This window comes from Psychroflexus sp. ALD_RP9 (assembly GCF_017311165.1).
Classification (GTDB): Bacteria; Bacteroidota; Bacteroidia; order Flavobacteriales; family Flavobacteriaceae; genus Psychroflexus.
Genome location: NZ_CP062973.1, coordinates 954,932 through 970,490, shown reverse-complemented (window position 1 = coordinate 970,490; position 15,559 = coordinate 954,932). Strand labels below are relative to the sequence as shown.

At 35.1% G+C, this 15,559-nt stretch carries 13 protein-coding genes; 9 read left to right on the top strand and 4 right to left on the bottom strand.

Annotated elements, in window-relative coordinates:
• Positions 1-18: 18 nt before the first annotated feature.
• Genes IMZ30_RS04600 through IMZ30_RS04585 form a run of 4 tightly spaced genes read left to right on the top strand, consistent with a single transcriptional unit; the run spans position 19 to position 8,088 of the window.
• Positions 19-3,933 (top strand): efflux RND transporter permease subunit, encoded by a 3,915-nt coding sequence (locus tag IMZ30_RS04600; RefSeq protein ID WP_207039360.1) that lies wholly within the window; start codon positions 19-21, stop codon positions 3,931-3,933.
• 21 nt (positions 3,934-3,954) lie between these two features.
• Entirely contained in the window at positions 3,955-5,217 is a 1,263-nt protein-coding gene (locus IMZ30_RS04595) for a TolC family protein (protein WP_207039359.1), read from the top strand.
• 5 nt (positions 5,218-5,222) lie between these two features.
• Positions 5,223-6,449, top strand: a complete 1,227-nt coding sequence (locus IMZ30_RS04590) for a permease (RefSeq protein WP_207039683.1) — start codon at positions 5,223-5,225, stop codon at positions 6,447-6,449.
• A 10-nt stretch (positions 6,450-6,459) separates the two neighbouring features.
• Entirely contained in the window at positions 6,460-8,088 is a 1,629-nt protein-coding gene (locus IMZ30_RS04585) for an efflux RND transporter periplasmic adaptor subunit (RefSeq protein WP_207039358.1), read from the top strand.
• A 31-nt stretch (positions 8,089-8,119) separates the two neighbouring features.
• On the opposite strand, the gene IMZ30_RS04580 is transcribed toward IMZ30_RS04585, so the two are convergent.
• On the bottom strand, positions 8,120-8,734 hold the full coding sequence (locus IMZ30_RS04580) for a viroplasmin family protein (protein ID WP_207039357.1): 615 nt from the start codon (positions 8,732-8,734) through the stop codon (positions 8,120-8,122).
• A complete protein-coding gene (locus IMZ30_RS04575) occupies positions 8,734-9,315 on the bottom strand; it encodes a phosphoribosylglycinamide formyltransferase (RefSeq protein ID WP_207039356.1) in 582 nt (193 codons plus the stop codon). The genes IMZ30_RS04580 and IMZ30_RS04575 overlap by 1 nt, the downstream gene beginning before the upstream one ends.
• Positions 9,316-9,468: 153 nt before the next feature.
• Here IMZ30_RS04575 and IMZ30_RS04570 point away from each other — a divergent pair, with 153 nt between their 5' ends.
• Genes IMZ30_RS04570 through pyk form a run of 5 tightly spaced genes read left to right on the top strand, consistent with a single transcriptional unit; the run spans position 9,469 to position 13,686 of the window.
• A complete protein-coding gene (locus IMZ30_RS04570) occupies positions 9,469-9,702 on the top strand; it encodes an acyl carrier protein (RefSeq protein WP_073192900.1) in 234 nt (77 codons plus the stop codon).
• A 9-nt stretch (positions 9,703-9,711) separates the two neighbouring features.
• On the top strand, positions 9,712-10,962 hold the full coding sequence (gene fabF, locus IMZ30_RS04565) for a beta-ketoacyl-ACP synthase II (protein ID WP_207039355.1): 1,251 nt from the start codon (positions 9,712-9,714) through the stop codon (positions 10,960-10,962).
• Between the two features lie 13 nt (positions 10,963-10,975).
• A complete protein-coding gene (gene rnc / locus IMZ30_RS04560) occupies positions 10,976-11,728 on the top strand; it encodes a ribonuclease III (protein WP_207039354.1) in 753 nt (250 codons plus the stop codon).
• 46 nt (positions 11,729-11,774) lie between these two features.
• A complete protein-coding gene (locus IMZ30_RS04555) occupies positions 11,775-12,254 on the top strand; it encodes an IPExxxVDY family protein (protein ID WP_207039353.1) in 480 nt (159 codons plus the stop codon).
• 1 nt (position 12,255) lies between these two features.
• On the top strand, positions 12,256-13,686 hold the full coding sequence (gene pyk, locus IMZ30_RS04550; RefSeq protein WP_207039352.1) for a pyruvate kinase: 1,431 nt from the start codon (positions 12,256-12,258) through the stop codon (positions 13,684-13,686).
• Between the two features lie 52 nt (positions 13,687-13,738).
• On the opposite strand, the gene rsmI is transcribed toward pyk, so the two are convergent.
• Together rsmI and IMZ30_RS04540 are read right to left on the bottom strand one after the other, a co-directional pair.
• Positions 13,739-14,410 (bottom strand): 16S rRNA (cytidine(1402)-2'-O)-methyltransferase, encoded by a 672-nt coding sequence (rsmI, locus tag IMZ30_RS04545; RefSeq protein ID WP_207039351.1) that lies wholly within the window; start codon positions 14,408-14,410, stop codon positions 13,739-13,741.
• Positions 14,403-15,506, bottom strand: coding sequence for a hypothetical protein (locus tag IMZ30_RS04540; RefSeq protein WP_207039350.1), 1,104 nt, complete (start codon positions 15,504-15,506; stop codon positions 14,403-14,405). Before IMZ30_RS04540 ends, rsmI begins: the two co-directional genes overlap by 8 nt.
• Positions 15,507-15,559: the final 53 nt, after the last annotated feature.

The following is a 15,559-nucleotide window of genomic DNA, read 5'->3' as shown; positions in this document are numbered from 1 at the left end:
TTTTAATTTCAAATTTTTATGCTTAATAAAATCATTCAATTTTTTCTGAATCAGCGACTGGTGTCGTTCATTCTATTGTCAGCTATAATTATAGGTGGTTTAATTGTTTCGCCCTTTCAATGGGCAGACTCGGTTTTACCCAATAATCCTATTCCTGTAGATGCCATTCCCAACACTGGCGCTAACCAGCAAATCGTTTTTACCGAGTGGTCTGGGCGTTCGCCACAAGATATTGACGACCAAATTACTTATCCATTAACTACGTATTTATTGGGTTTACCAGGTGTAGAGTCGGTAAGGAGTAACTCCATGTTTGGCTTTTCCAGTATCTACATTATTTTTGATGATGATGTAGAGTTTTATTGGTCGCGCTCACGCATTCTCGAGAAGTTGAGTTCTATTCCACAAGGACTTCTTCCTGCAGAAACCAAACCCACGCTTGGCCCAGATGCCACAGCACTTGGACAAGTATTTTGGTACACACTCGAACCTAGAGGCGTAAACAATCAACCAACTGGTGGTTGGAGTCTAGATGAAATTCGAAGCGTTCAAGACTTCTATGTAAAATATGGCTTAAGCAGTGCTAAAGGCATTTCTGAAGTGGCTTCTATCGGCGGATTTGTGAAAGAATACCAAATCGATGTTAATCCTGAGGTTTTAAAGTCTTATGGCATTTCTTTAATGCAAGTCGCTAAAGCGGTTAAAGAGAGCAACCGGGATGTAGGCGCAAAAACCCTAGAGATTAACCAGGTAGAATATATTGTTCGTGGACTCGGTTATTTAGAAAGTTTAGAAGACTTTGAAAGCATTGTTGTGGATGAAAACAACAATGTGCCGATTTATTTAAAAGAAGTTGCTCATATTAAAACGGGTCCAGCGCAGCGACGTGGTATTTTGGATAAAGCTGGTGCTGATGTGGTTGGTGGTGTGGTGGTAGCTCGCGATGGTTTTAATCCTATGCAAGCTATTAATAATATTAAAGATAAAATAGATGAAATTTCTCCAGGTTTACCCAGCAAAACTTTAGCAGATGGTACTGAAAGTCAGCTGAAAATTGTCCCGTTTTACGACCGTTCCGAATTGATAAATGAAACCATAAGCACGTTAGAAGAAGCCATAAGCTTGCAATTAATTATTGCACTTTTGGTAGTAATAATTATCGTATTTAATTTACGTGCTTCGGTAGTGATTTCTGCTATTTTACCTATTTCAGTATTACTGGTGTTTATCGCCATGAAGCTTTTTAATATTCAAGCCAATATTGTGGCCTTGTCAGGAATAGCCATTGCTATTGGTACTATGGTCGATTTAGCAATTATACTCACTGAAAATGTGTTGAAAAAGCTTGAAGATTCACCACAGGATTCTTTAGTTAAAAACATTTACGAAGGCTCAGCCGAAGTGAGTTCAGCCATATTAACTGCGGTTTTAACAACTGTAATTAGTTTTGTGCCCGTTTTTGCATTAGAAGCAGCAGAAGGGAAATTGTTTATTCCTTTAGCATACACCAAAACTTTTGCACTTATTTCAGCCTTTTTGGTCACGGTTTTTATTTTGCCTACACTAATGTACGCGGTGTTTAAGATTAAAATCAACAAACAAAAAACTGCTTATTACCTTAATTTGCTTCTTCTATTCATCGGACTTTGGACTATTTTTAATGCGTTTTGGTTGGGCTTTTTTATCTTGGTATACACCATTAGTTACTTCCTGTCTTATCAAAATTACATTGCGAAATTTCAATACAAGAACCTACATTTTTATGTGTTGATTGTTGGGGTTTTGGTATTGCTTTCTAATTTTTGGTTGCCACTTGGCCCACAACAATCCATGTTATCAAATATCATTTTTGTAGCGATTTTAGTGGGTATTTTGTTAGGATTCTACCTTTTGCTACAAAATTATTATGCTCAAATTTTAGCATTTTTCTTGAACCATCTCAAAGGCTTTTTAATTCTTCCAATACTGTCTATTTTAATTGGACTCATGGTTTGGTTGGGCTTTTCAAGTGTTTTTAATTGGTCAAAACAAGCGGCTAATGCTGTTGGGTTTTCAATTGAAAAAACAGGGATTTGGAAAAGCATGGACAATGCATTTCCAGGGATTGGAAAAGAATTTATGCCGAGTTTAGCTGAAGGTAGTTTTATTTTAATGCCAACTAGCATGACGCATTCCGGGATCGAATTCAACAAAGAGAAACTTCAGCAAATGGATATGCTGGTGAAGCAAATCCCAGAAGTGGAAACCGTGGTTGGTAAATTAGGACGAGTAGAATCAGCTATCGATCCAGCACCGATTTCGATGTTTGAAAATTTAATTACCTACAAACCCGAATATATTTTAAATGAAAATGCTAAACTTCAAGCATTCAAGGTTAACGCTCAAGGATTCTTTAAGTTTAAAGGTATTAAAGTCAAAAACAATAAGGTTGAAATAACTCATGACGCAAAAGATGTATTGTGGTTCGATAATGATGAATTTGTATTTAAAAATAATTCTAATGAAGCATATTTAGAACAAATTCAGTCTGAAATTTTATATCAAATTGAAAATGATTTTGAAGCCTATTTAGTTCAAGATGAAGATGGAAATTATTTCAGAAATTGGCGAAAGCACATTCAATCGCCTGATGATATTTGGAATGAAATAGCGAATTTTACAAAAATTCCAGGCATAACTTCTGCGCCTAAATTACAGCCTATTGAAACCCGCCAAGTCATGTTGCAAACCGGGATGCGTGCGCCGATGGGCATCAAAGTTTCTGGACCCGATTTAGAAAGTATTGAAGGTTTTGGACAAGAATTAGAAGGTATTTTAAAAGAAGTTCCTGATATCAAATCTCAAGCTGTTTTTGCTGATCGAGTGGTGGCAAAACCTTATTTGCACTTAAACCTTAATCGAAAAAAATTAGCACGATACGGATTAAGTGTAAACGATGTTCAGGATTATATTTCTGTTGCCATTGGTGGCCAAGCTTTAACTCAAACTGTAGAAGGTCGAGAACGCTTCAATGTGCGTGTACGTTATCCACGAGAATTAAGAAACTCTCCTAAAGCTATCGAAAATATGTTGATATCTACACCTTCGGGCATACAAATACCTTTAGGTGAGTTGGTAGATATTGAATATCAACGCGGTCCACAAATGATTAAACGTGAAGAAACATTTTTGAATTCTTACGTATTATTTGATCGTGCCAAAGGCGTCGCAGAAGTTACTGCTGTAGAAGCAGCCAAAGATGCAATTTTAACTGAAATAGAGAATGGAAGCCTGAAAGTGCCAAGCGGCGTTAGCTACCGTTTTGCAGGAAGTTTTGAAAATCAAGTGCGTTCCGAAAAGCGATTATCCATGATTATTCCTGTGGTTTTTGTCGTGATTTTCTTGATTTTGTATTTTCAGTTTAAGTCGGTGCGCATTAGTCTGATGGTGTTTTCGTCTATCGCTTTGGCCTTTAGTGGTGGATTTATCATGATTTGGTTTTACGGTCAGGATTGGTTTCTGAATTTTAGTTGGTTTGGAGAAAATCTTCGCGATATTTTTCAGCTAAAAACCATCAACTTGAGTGTCGCGGTTTGGGTGGGATTTATTGCTTTGTTCGGTATTGCTACTGATGATGCGGTGTTGATGGCAACCTATTTAAGGCAATCCTTCAAAGCGAATCCTACCAAAACCAAAAAAGAACTGCGTGAAGCGGTGATGGAAGGTGGATTGAAACGAATTCGTCCAGCGGTGATGACTTCCGTAACTACGGTTATTGCGCTTTTACCAGTGTTGTCTTCTACAGGAAAAGGCTCAAACATTATGGTGCCGATGGCTATTCCAGCTTTTGGTGGGATGCTGATGGCAAGTTTAACCTACTTTTTACTGCCTATTTTATTTTACGTCATTTACAGCAGAGCCTTAAAAAACACTTCTGAAATTGATCTCAGCTAAATTTCAAAAAACGATAAAACTATGTTTAAAACATTTTATATAAAATCCAAAAGCATTTCAACTCAACTCGTATTCGTTGGAGTTTTGCTTTGCTTTGGTTTCAACTTGAAGGCACAAACTTTAGATGAACTCAAAACCATTTCAGCAGAAAACAATTTGGAATTGAAAGCGCAATTCAAAGCCTTTGAATCGCAATTGGAAGGCGTCACCCAAGCCAAGTCTTGGCAGGATCCTAACTTAAGTTTCGGCTATTTTATCAGTCCGATTGAAACTCGGGTGGGACCACAAATCGCCAGATTTTCACTGACACAAATGCTGCCTTGGTTCGGAACCTATAAAGCCAAAGGCGATATCGCATCATATAGAGCTGAAGCTGAATTTGAAAAGTTTCAGAATCAAAAATTGAAATTATATCTCGATGTTGCTGAAAAGTATTTCGACCTTTCTGCGTTAAGACACATCACCGAATTGGAAGCCGAACAACTTCAAATTTTAGAAGATTTGAAATCTATTGTGGAGTCGAATTACGAAAACAACAAAGCAAATTTGGTGGATATTTTAAGAGTTGAACTTCAAATAGACAAACAAGCCAATGTGCTTCAAGTACTGAAAGACCAAGACGCTGCAATGGTTGCACAACTCAATCAATTGATGAATCGACCGTTGAAAACACCCATTCTCATTTCAAATCCAAAACAAATTTTGGAGCAAAAAGAAATCGTAGAAACGGATTCTATTTCCAGTAATCATCCGCGATTGAAAGCCATTCGTAATTTACAAGCATCTAATCAATCAAAGCGGCTTTTAGCCCAAAAGCAAGCTCTACCTCAATTTGGTATAGGTTTAGATTATGTTATTATTCAAGACGGCAGTTTGGCAACTGCCAATGCTGGCCAAGACGCTGTTATGCCAATGATTTCGGTAAGCTTACCCATTTTTGGTAAGAAAAATAAGTCCAGAAAAAAGGCAACTTCACTTCAAGGAGAGTCGCTTCAATTTCAATTTGAAAATGAAGAAACCCGCTTGGAAACTGAAATTCAAGTCGCTCAATACCAACGCGATGAACTCTATAGTCTTTTGGATTTATATGAGCAGCAACTCTTGCGTTTGGAAGATATTTTGCAACTCTCAGAAACCGCATTAGCCAACGCCTCCATGGAAATTGAAGAAGTACTACGTCTACATGAAGAACGTTTGCTTTATGAAAAACAATGTGCTAAAACTTTGGCGAAACTTCAAAAAACAAATGAAACTTTAAGTTACCTCACATCAAATTCAGAATAATGAACATCGATAACTTCTTAGAAAATTGGGGAAATGCGGCCAATACGGCCTTAGGATTTTTCTGGATGGCACTTTGGGCATTCATCTTAGGTTATGCTTTAAGTAGTCTTATTCAAGTTTTTGTGACCAAAAAGAACATGCAAAAAACCATGGGAGAATCCGATGCCAAATCTGTGCTTTTTGGAACTTTCTTTGGCTTTATCAGCAGTTCGTGTAGTTTTTCTGCTTTAGCGACTACCAAATCGCTTTTCCAAAAAGGAGCAAGTTTTGTGTCGTCTATGGCGTTCTTGTTGGCTTCAACCAACTTGGTGATAGAACTCGGAATCGTGATTTCCATCTTTTTGGGTTGGCAGTTTGTGGTTGGTGAATACGTCGGAGGGATTTTGCTCATTCTCATCAGTTGGCTATTGGTTGGGTTAATCAATCCCAAATCTATCATTTCAAAAGCTAGAAAAAACCTTGGTGAAGCAGAGAAAGAAAAAGCCGATTCTAACCCCATTTCAGAAAAATTAAGAAATACAACCAATTGGGTAAAAGTCGGGAAACAATATGGCATGGAATGGAAAATGGTCTGGAAAGATGTCACTATCGGTTTTACCATTGCCGGGATAATTTCTGCTTTTGTGCCAGATGCTTTCTTCCAAACTTTATTCATCAACACAGGAGAAGGACAAAGCAGTTTTGGTTTTTTCACGCTGTTAGAACATGTTATTGTTGGGCCTTTTGCCGCTTTTATCACCTTTATTGGTTCGATGGGAAATATACCTTTGGCGGCTTTGCTTTTTGGAAAAGGCGTTAGCTTTGCAGGGGTTATGGCATTCATATTTAGCGATTTGGTGGTGTTTCCAGTATTGAGAATCAATGCTAAATATTACGGTTGGAAAATGTCACTTTTCATACTTTCTATTTTGTTTACGGCATTAATCATCACATCATTGGTCTTGCATTACAGCTTTGAAGTGTTTGATTTAATTCCAGATTTTACATCAAATAATATTTCAGAAAAAGAACATTTTCAATTTAATTACACCTTTTTCATGAACATCGGATTTTTAATCATCTCGGGGATTTTAGTCTATCTGGGTTTCTTTTCAAAACAAAAAGACATTTCCTATATGAAGGAAATGGCCCCTAAAAGTCCACTTTTGGAGAAGGTTTTAAAATACCTTGCTTTTGTAAGTTACTTCTGGTTAGCAGGTGGAATTTTAGTCAAATATATATTCAATTTTTAAACAACTTAAAATGAACAATAAATTAAAAACCTTTAGTATTGCAGGGCTTATTCTAGTCCTAGGTGTCTTTCTTGGTGCTATTTTGTTTTCTTCAGAAGACAATAAAGAAGCACACGATCATTCTCAGGAGCAGGCAGATGAGACCGTTTGGACCTGCTCCATGCATCCGCAAATTCGTAAAGATGAACCTGGAGATTGCCCCATTTGTGGAATGGATTTGATTCCGGCATCTTCAATGGAAGATGATGTCGATCCAGATGCCATCAGGATGAGTAAAACCGCACGTAAATTGGCACAAGTCGAAACCATGTCTGTCGGTAACGAAGACCAAAAACCGAGCATGAATTTCTCTGGTCGCTTAGAAATTAACCAGGATAAAACACAATCTATATCAGCTAATTTTAAGGCTAGAATTGAACGACTTTACGTAAATGAAGATGGAGAAAAAGTGCAAAAAGGACAAGTAATTGCCGAGTTGTATGCACCAGAAATTCAAGTTTTGAAAGAAGAACTCGATTTGGCCAAAAAACAGCAAAATAAAGTTCTTTTGAAGGCGATTACTCAAAAAATTAAAAATTACGAACTCTCAGTTAGTGATATTCAATCTCTAGAAAATGGGCGCTTGAAGCTAAGATCGCCTAAAAGCGGAGTGATTTCTAGTTTAAACGTACAGCAAGGCGATAATTTAAAAGCGGATCAACAATTAATGCGTATTGCTGATTTATCGACACTTTGGGCGATTGTAGATGTGTATGAAAGTGATTTAAATCGAATTAAAAAAGGTGATAAACTTAATATTAAAATACCTAACGAAAATCAGGTTACAGGATTTATAAGCTTTATTTCTCCAGTTTTAGATGATAAAACGAGAACGGCAAAAGCAAGAGTGGTAATTCAAAATCCCAATCAATACTTAAAGCCAGGTGTTTTTATTAAAGCTAAACTAGAAAACACAAAATTAAAGTCAACCCAGAAACAGACTTTGATGATTCCGCAATCGGCTGTACTTTGGACGGGAAAACGTTCGGTGGTTTACCAAGAATTAGAAAATGAAAATGGTATTTATTTTAAAATGAGAGAAGTAGAAATAGGAAAGGCTTCATCAAGCAATATCGAAATTCTTTCAGGATTAAAAGCAGGCGATAAAGTTGTTGTTCAAGGTGCTTTTAGTATAGATTCTGAAGCTCAACTTTCTAATAAACCAAGTATGATGAATCCTTCAAAATCTCATCGAGAAATTGAAATTTCTGAAACCGAAAGTTCAATTAGTAATCTAGAGCAATTACTTTCGAAATATCTTGAGTTGAAGAATACTTTGGTTAATGATGATTTTAACCAAGCCCAAGACAGCTTTAAAAGTTTTTTTACCATTTTAAAAAAGCAAAATTTAAATCTTAAAATTCAACAAGATTTTAGAAATATTGAAGCCTTAAGAAATGAATTTCAGCTCATCTCTGAAATAATGATTAAGATCGTTAAAAAGGCTAAAAATTTACCTGAAACAATATACATTCAAAATTGCCCGATGGCAGATCATAATTCTGGCGCAGATTGGTTGAGTAATTCTGATGCAATTCGTAATCCTTACTTTGGCTCAGCAATGCTTAAGTGTGGTAGTGTGATAGACTCTATTCAATAAACTAATAGAAGTATAAAACTTATTTAAAGCATTATTTACGACCGAAATCTGCTGGAATTTCGCCCCATTCTTTTGTATTCCATTTTAAGATTTGAGTATGGTAAGTGTTTTTTTTAAGCCAATCTTCAGCACGAGTGATGAGGTCAAACAATTTTTGGTTTTTTGTGTTTTTTACCAATTTGGTTTTACATTTTTTTTGTTTTACCCAACTGATAGCAATTTTAGAATCAGAATAAATTGCTGCATTACTTTTTTTAGCCTTTAAAAATGCTAAACCATGTACTAAGGCTAAAAATTCTCCAATGTTGTTAGTACCTTGTGAAAATGGACCAATATGAAATAACTGAGCTTTAGTTTTAGTAATTACACCGCGATATTCCATTTTTCCAGGATTTCCACTTGAAGCGGCATCAACAGAAATGCTATTAAAATTGATTTCAGAAAGTGCTTTTGAAGATAAATTTTGTTTAGATTTTTTATAATTAAAAAAACCTTCGTTGTAAGCTTTATTTGCTTCAGTTTTAGTTTTAAAGGACTTATACTTGGCGTTTGGGTAATTATTAATCATTCGTTTACAAGTGCTCCAGCTATCGTAAATTCCTGGTTCCCAGCCATCCCAAACCACATAAAACTTTTTATTTGCCATTAACTTAAAAGCTTGTGAATTTCTTTAGGAAAATGCTTGTATTCTAAGCTATGTATTTTTTCAGCAAGGGTTTTATGACTGTCATCGCTTGTAACATCTAATTGATATTGTGCAATAATTTCACCTTCATCATAAACTTCATTTACATAATGTATTGTAATCCCACTTTTTGTTGCGCCATCTTTTATAACTGCTTTATGAACTTTTTCTCCATACATACCTTTACCGCCATAATGAGGTAACAAAGCAGGATGTATATTGATTATTTTTTTTGGAAAAGCTTTAATGAAATTTTCAGGTATTTTCCATAAAAACCCTGCAAGAACAATCAAATCCGGTTGAAGTGCTTCGATGTAGTCAAGTAATTCAGTTGTCGCATAGAAGGCTTCTTTATCAAAATGAATGGCAGTAATACCTAAATCATTGGCCTTTTTTAAAACTTTAGCCTGCTTATTATTCGAAAAAATATGACTAACGCTAATTTCTTCAACTTTATTGAAATAATGATAAATGTTGATGGCATTAGTGCCGTTTCCAGAGGCAAAAATGACAATTTTCTTGATTTTTTTTGATTGTTTCATCTTCAAATACGTGTTACTGAAAGTCGTCTAATAGCAACAAATATCTGCTTTTAAGATTAATCCTTGTAATTTTATTCACATTTTTTTAATTAAAACTTGTTTTAAAATAAAGTTTTTTATTTTTGCTGACTGATAACATAAAACATAAAAATCATGTCAGACATTGCATCAAGAGTAAAAGCAATTATCGTTGACAAGCTAGGAGTTGACGAAAACGAAGTTGTTACAGAAGCTAGCTTTACAAACGACTTAGGTGCGGATTCTTTAGACACCGTTGAATTAATTATGGAGTTTGAAAAAGAATTTGATATTCAAATACCAGACGACCAAGCAGAAAACATTTCAACAGTAGGTCAAGCCGTAGCTTATATTGAAGAAGCAAAATAATTTAATTTAATGGAATTAAAGCGAGTTGTTGTTACGGGTCTTGGTGCACTCACACCTATTGGTAATAATATTTCAGAATACTGGGATGGACTTATCAATGGGAGAAGCGGTGCTGCGCCTATAACTTATTTTGATACAGAGCATTTCAAAACAAAGTTCGCTTGTGAAATTAAAAACTTTGATACCAAAGATTACTTTGACAGAAAAGAACTTAGGCGTCTAGATAAATTTGCCCAATACGCGATGGTTTCTTCTGATGAAGCTATTGCCGATTCTGGAATAGATTTAAATAATGTTGATAAGTACAGAGTTGGTGTAATTTGGGGCGCTGGAATAGGCGGTTTAGAAACATTTCAAAATGAAGTGATGAGCTATGCTAAAGGCGATGGTAAACCGCGTTTCAATCCATTTTTTATCCCTAAAATGATTGCTGATATTGCTCCTGGCAATATTTCAATTAAACATGGGTTTATGGGGCCAAATTATACCACAGTTTCAGCTTGTGCTTCATCAGCTAATGCATTAATCGACGCGTTGAATTACATCAGACTAGGATATAGCGATGTCATTGTTTCAGGCGGAAGCGAAGCTGCTGTAACTGAAGCCGGAATGGGTGGCTTCAATTCTATGCATGCATTATCAACTCGAAATGAAAGCCCAGAAACAGCCTCAAGACCATTTGATGCTAATAGAGATGGTTTTGTGCTAGGAGAAGGTTCAGGTGCTTTAATTTTAGAAGAATATGAACATGCTAAGGCTAGAGGAGCAAAAATTTACGCTGAAGTTGTTGGTGGAGGTTTATCTTCAGATGCTTACCACATGACAGCACCACATCCTGAAGGTCAAGGCGTTATTGCTGTAATGAAAAACTGTCTTAAAAATGCAGGCTTAAATCCTGAAGACGTTGATGCCATTAATACACATGGTACTTCTACACCATTAGGAGATGTAGCTGAGTTAAAAGCCATTAAAGAAGTTTTTGGTGAACACGCAAAGAATATCAATATAAATTCTACAAAGTCAATGACAGGTCACTTGTTGGGAGCAGCTGGCGCTATCGAAGCAATTTCTTCGATTTTAGCTATGCAAAATGGAATTGTTCCTCCTACAATAAACCACTCGCAAGCTGATGAAAATATTGACCCAGAGCTAAACCTGACACTTAATAAACCTCAAAAGCGAGACCTTAAAGTTGCTTTAAGTAATACTTTTGGTTTTGGTGGTCATAATGCTTGTGTAGCTTTTAAAACATTAGAATAATAAATTCATTTTTATGAATTTTTTACAAAACTTATTGTCAAAATCCCGTTCTGAAGCGAACGGGATTTTTTTTGCTTCTCTAGAAAAAATATTAGGCTTTAAACCTAAAGCCTCTAATTATTACTTAAGAGCTTTTACACATCGTTCAATGCAAGAGAAAAATGAATTTGGACATCCTGTAAATTACGAAAGGCTTGAATTTCTTGGTGATGCTGTTTTAAGTACGGTGATTTCAACCTATTTGTTTGAAAATTCTCCAGAAGGCAATGAAGGTTACTTAACTGTGATGCGATCTAAAATTGTAAGTCGTAAAAACTTAAACCAGATAGGAAATGATCTCGGTTTAGTAGATTTATTAATAACTAATATGCCAGAACACCAGCATGGTAAAAATATCTCTGGTAACTTATTTGAAGCTTTAATTGGAGCAATTTATTTAGATCGTGGATTTAAATTTACAGAAAAGTTTATCCAAAAGCATTTAATCTCTGTTTACGTCAACCTCTCAGAACTTGAAAAAAAAGTAACCAGCTATAAAAGTCTTATCATTAAGTGGTGCCAGAAACATAAATTCGAGTTTGAGTTTTGTACCAAGGCCGATGATGGTAAAGATCATGAAAAGCACTTTTCAGTTTGCTTCTATATTAATAACGAACTCGTTTCTAAAGCCCGAGAAACTTCAAAGAAAAGAGCTGAAGAAAAAGCAGCTAAACGGGCATATTATGCTTTGCAAAATAAAATTGAAAGTAAAAGTTTAAACATTTAAGCATTCTTAAACTATTTCAATCTTAGTATATTTACGCTAAAAACAATTGTATAAGTTAAAATCACTCGTCTTAGAAGACGATTATAAGTTAATCGGTATTCACACCTCTTTAGAAGCCTATAAATTAGCCTATTTAATCAATAAGCATTTTAATATCAGCTTTAAACGAGCAACTTATGATTTAGATATGACTTATAAAGATAGTTTTGCGCACTTTCCATTATTCAATTATTACGATAAAAATTGGGATTGCGATATGTATTTAATTGCTAATAAATTTAGCGATGATATTCCGAATCTGAAAAGTTCTGGCTCTTTGTTTGATGAGACTCAAACTGCAACTCAAACGTTTTACCTCTTTAGTAGCATGAAACATATCGATTACTTCATTAAAGTTGAAGATGAATTAGATATATTTGACAGCCAGCATATTTTAAACACCATAAATTCTATAGATTACATTAAAAAGGCTTATTTAATCAATAATGAAAGTATTAAAAATCCTGAATATTTAATTTTTAAGTAAAATGAAAACAACTAAAAAAACAAAGATAGTTTCAACCTTAGGTCCAGCAACTAGCCAAAAAGATATTTTAAAGGCAATGATGGAAGAAGGCGTAAATATTTTTAGAATTAATTTCTCTCATGCTGACTACAGTGATGTACGTGAACGTGTAAAAATGATTAGAGACCTTAATAAAGAACATGGCTTTAATGTCGGTATATTAGGAGACTTACAAGGCCCTAAACTTCGTGTCGGTAAAATGAAAGATGAAGTAGTTGTTGAAAAAGGTGATCGCATTACTTTCGCAACAGGTGAAGAATTTGAAGGGACAAAAGATCGTGTTTATATGAATTACGAAACTTTCCCACAAGATGTTAAGCCTGGTGAGCGAATTTTACTTGATGATGGTAAATTGATTTTTGAAGTTGTTAAAACCAATAAAAAAGATGAAGTTTTAACCGAAGTTGTTCAAGGCGGACCTTTACGCTCTAGAAAAGGTGTTAACTTACCTAATACAAAAATTTCATTGCCAGCCTTAACCGAAAAAGATGTTAAAGACGCCATTTTTGCTTGCGAATTAGAAGTTGATTGGATTGCGCTTTCATTTGTACGCTATGCTAGCGACCTTAAAATTTTACAAAAATTAATTGCAGAACATAGCGAACATAAAATTCCTATTATTTCAAAAATAGAGAAACCAGAAGGCGTTAAAAATATCGATAAAATTATTGCTTATTGTGATGGCTTAATGGTCGCACGTGGCGATCTTGGTGTAGAGGTTCCAGCGCATGAAGTACCGCTTATACAAAAGCAACTCGTACTTAAAGCAAAACAAGCTAGAATTCCGGTTATTATCGCTACGCAAATGATGGAAACCATGATTACTAGCCTAACACCAACACGTGCCGAAGTTAACGATGTTGCTAATTCAGTCATGGATGGCGCAGACGCCGTAATGCTAAGTGGTGAAACCTCTGTTGGTAAATATCCAGTACAGGTAATTCAAAAAATGGCTCAAATTGTTAAAAGTGTCGAGAATTCACCGCTTATTCGTGTACCTCATGAAGCTCCTCATATTAAAACAAAACGCTACATTACAAAATCGGTATGTTATCATGCTGCTGTTATGGCAAATGAAATTAATGCAAGTGCCATTTGCACATTAACCAATAGTGGTTATACGGCTTTTCAAATCTCAGCATGGCGACCACAATCCCATATCCTAGCATTCACCTCTAATAAGAGAATATTAACTCAACTAAGTTTACTTTGGGGTGTTAATGCTCAGTTTTATGATAAATTTGAAAGTACTGATCAAACCATTGAAGATGTAAATACAATTGCCAAAGAGAAAAAATATGTTGAAAAAGGCGACTTTACAATTAACTTGGCTTCAATGCCTATTGAAGCAAAAGGTATGGTAAATACACTTCGTGTTTCTGAAATAGATTAAAAGATAAATAGTTTTAAATAATTAAACACTGCTTTTAGAAAGCGGTGTTTTTTTATGATTTACCAGAAACAATAATTACAAATTCACCTTTTGGTGTTTGAGTTTTAAAATGTTTAATTAATTCTAATAAACTGCCATTTAAAGTTTCCTCATACAGCTTCGTTAACTCACGTGATATCGAGGCCTGTCTATTTTCTCCTAAATATTTGGCTAGATGTTCTAAAGTTTTTAAAATTTTGTAAGGAGATTCATACAAAATAATTGTCCGCTGTTCTTCAGCAAGAATGTTTAATCGTTTTTGTCGTCCCTTTTTAGCTGGCAAAAAGCCTTCAAATACAAATTTATCATTAGGTAAACCGCTATTAACTAATGCAGGAACAAAAGCTGTAGCACCTGGCAGGCAATCAACAGAAATTTTATGCTCAACACAAGCGCGACTCATTAAAAATCCAGGGTCTGAAATTGCAGGTGTACCAGCATCTGTAACCAATGCAAATTGTTCACCTTGCTTAATTCGCATGATGATTTGCTCTGTTTTTTGATGCTCATTATGTTGGTGATAACTTAACATTGGCGTTTCAATAGCATAATGTTTTAACAATTTACCAGTAACGCGCGTATCTTCAGCTAAAATAAAATCGACAGACTTTAAAACTTCAACAGCACGAAACGTCATGTCTTTCAGGTTGCCAATCGGTGTTGGAACAATAAATAACTTAGGCATCAAATTTACGTTCTATAATAGTTAAAAAGCGTTCGTAAACTTCTGGCTTTTGTTCAAAGCTAGGATATTCTGGTTTTATTGTAAGTTCTATAAATGATTTAGCTTCATCAAATTGATTAAAAGAATCTAACTGAGAAAGTACACGATTATAGTCTTCAACTTTTCCCTCAAATAGTTGTTTGGTAAGTGCAAGACGATCATTAAGGCCTATTTTTATACCTTTTTTGAGTTGATCGTTTAGTGATTTTTTTTCTTGTTGAAATAAATCTAAGGTACGCTTAGGTGTTGACGGTTTTTCTTCAACATTACGTTCTTTTTTGTCTTGCTCGGTTGGTAAATCGTTCTTAGTTGAAGTTTCCGAAGTTACTTCGTTTGTAGAATTATCGGTTGAGTTTTTAGTGTTTTTCTGTTGACTTGAATCGGTAGTTTCAGTTGGTTTTTTTTGGTTTAAATCTTCAGCTTGCTTGGGTTCAAAGTCAGGCAAATCATCAAAGTGAACGCCGAAATCTTCTTCTAACGACGAGGCTTTGTTTGATGAATCTTTAATATCTTCAGTTGGTTGTTGGCTTAAGTTTTCTTTAGACGTTGTATCGCTCTTATTTTCTGGGTCAGGTTTTGTGTTATTATGATTTTTGTTGGCTTCAGTTTGGTTTACCTCAGGATCAATGTTAGTTTCAGTTGAGTCGCTTGATTGTTTAGGTGTAGTTTGCCCTAAATCTTCACTCGTAAGTTTTTGAAATTGCGCCATTAAGTAATCTACCTGCTCGGCTTCTGGAGGCATTTGAGAGACAATATCTTTTATCTTTTCTGTATTAGGTTCAGAGATGGCATCTTCATTATATTCGGTGCCATCAGGATATTTTTGATCACCATCATCATCAAAATCTTCATATTGTTTAAAGTAAGCTTCAGTAAACTCTTTTTTTCCTATCGTTGGTCTTATACCGCCAAAATGTTGTTCAGCAAATGACAAAACAGAGAGTTTTTCATATAAAATGCCAGCTTCTTTTTTTAATTGATGAATATCAGCCCGACTTTTTAACTTTAAAATTCTGTGTGCTAGACTTATTAACTCGTCTTCTAAAACTTTCTTCATAACTTTTAGCGTTTGGCCTTGTTATGGCGCTTAAATTTTTACTAATTTTAGCA

Bases quoted from the DNA above. Each gene is read 5' to 3' on its own strand.
- IMZ30_RS04540 (WP_207039350.1), bottom strand. From the start codon at position 15,506: ATGAAGAAAGTTTTAGAAGACGAGTTAATAAGTCTAGCACACAGAATT.
- fabF (WP_207039355.1), top strand. From the start codon at position 9,712: ATGGAATTAAAGCGAGTTGTTGTTACGGGTCTTGGTGCACTCACACCT.
- IMZ30_RS04575 (WP_207039356.1), bottom strand. From the start codon at position 9,315: ATGAAACAATCAAAAAAAATCAAGAAAATTGTCATTTTTGCCTCTGGA.
- pyk (WP_207039352.1), top strand. From the start codon at position 12,256: ATGAAAACAACTAAAAAAACAAAGATAGTTTCAACCTTAGGTCCAGCA.
- rnc (WP_207039354.1), top strand. From the start codon at position 10,976: ATGAATTTTTTACAAAACTTATTGTCAAAATCCCGTTCTGAAGCGAAC.
- IMZ30_RS04585 (WP_207039358.1), top strand. From the start codon at position 6,460: ATGAACAATAAATTAAAAACCTTTAGTATTGCAGGGCTTATTCTAGTC.
- IMZ30_RS04595 (WP_207039359.1), top strand. From the start codon at position 3,955: ATGTTTAAAACATTTTATATAAAATCCAAAAGCATTTCAACTCAACTC.
- rsmI (WP_207039351.1), bottom strand. From the start codon at position 14,410: ATGCCTAAGTTATTTATTGTTCCAACACCGATTGGCAACCTGAAAGAC.
- IMZ30_RS04580 (WP_207039357.1), bottom strand. From the start codon at position 8,734: ATGGCAAATAAAAAGTTTTATGTGGTTTGGGATGGCTGGGAACCAGGA.
- IMZ30_RS04600 (WP_207039360.1), top strand. From the start codon at position 19: ATGCTTAATAAAATCATTCAATTTTTTCTGAATCAGCGACTGGTGTCG.
- IMZ30_RS04570 (WP_073192900.1), top strand. From the start codon at position 9,469: ATGTCAGACATTGCATCAAGAGTAAAAGCAATTATCGTTGACAAGCTA.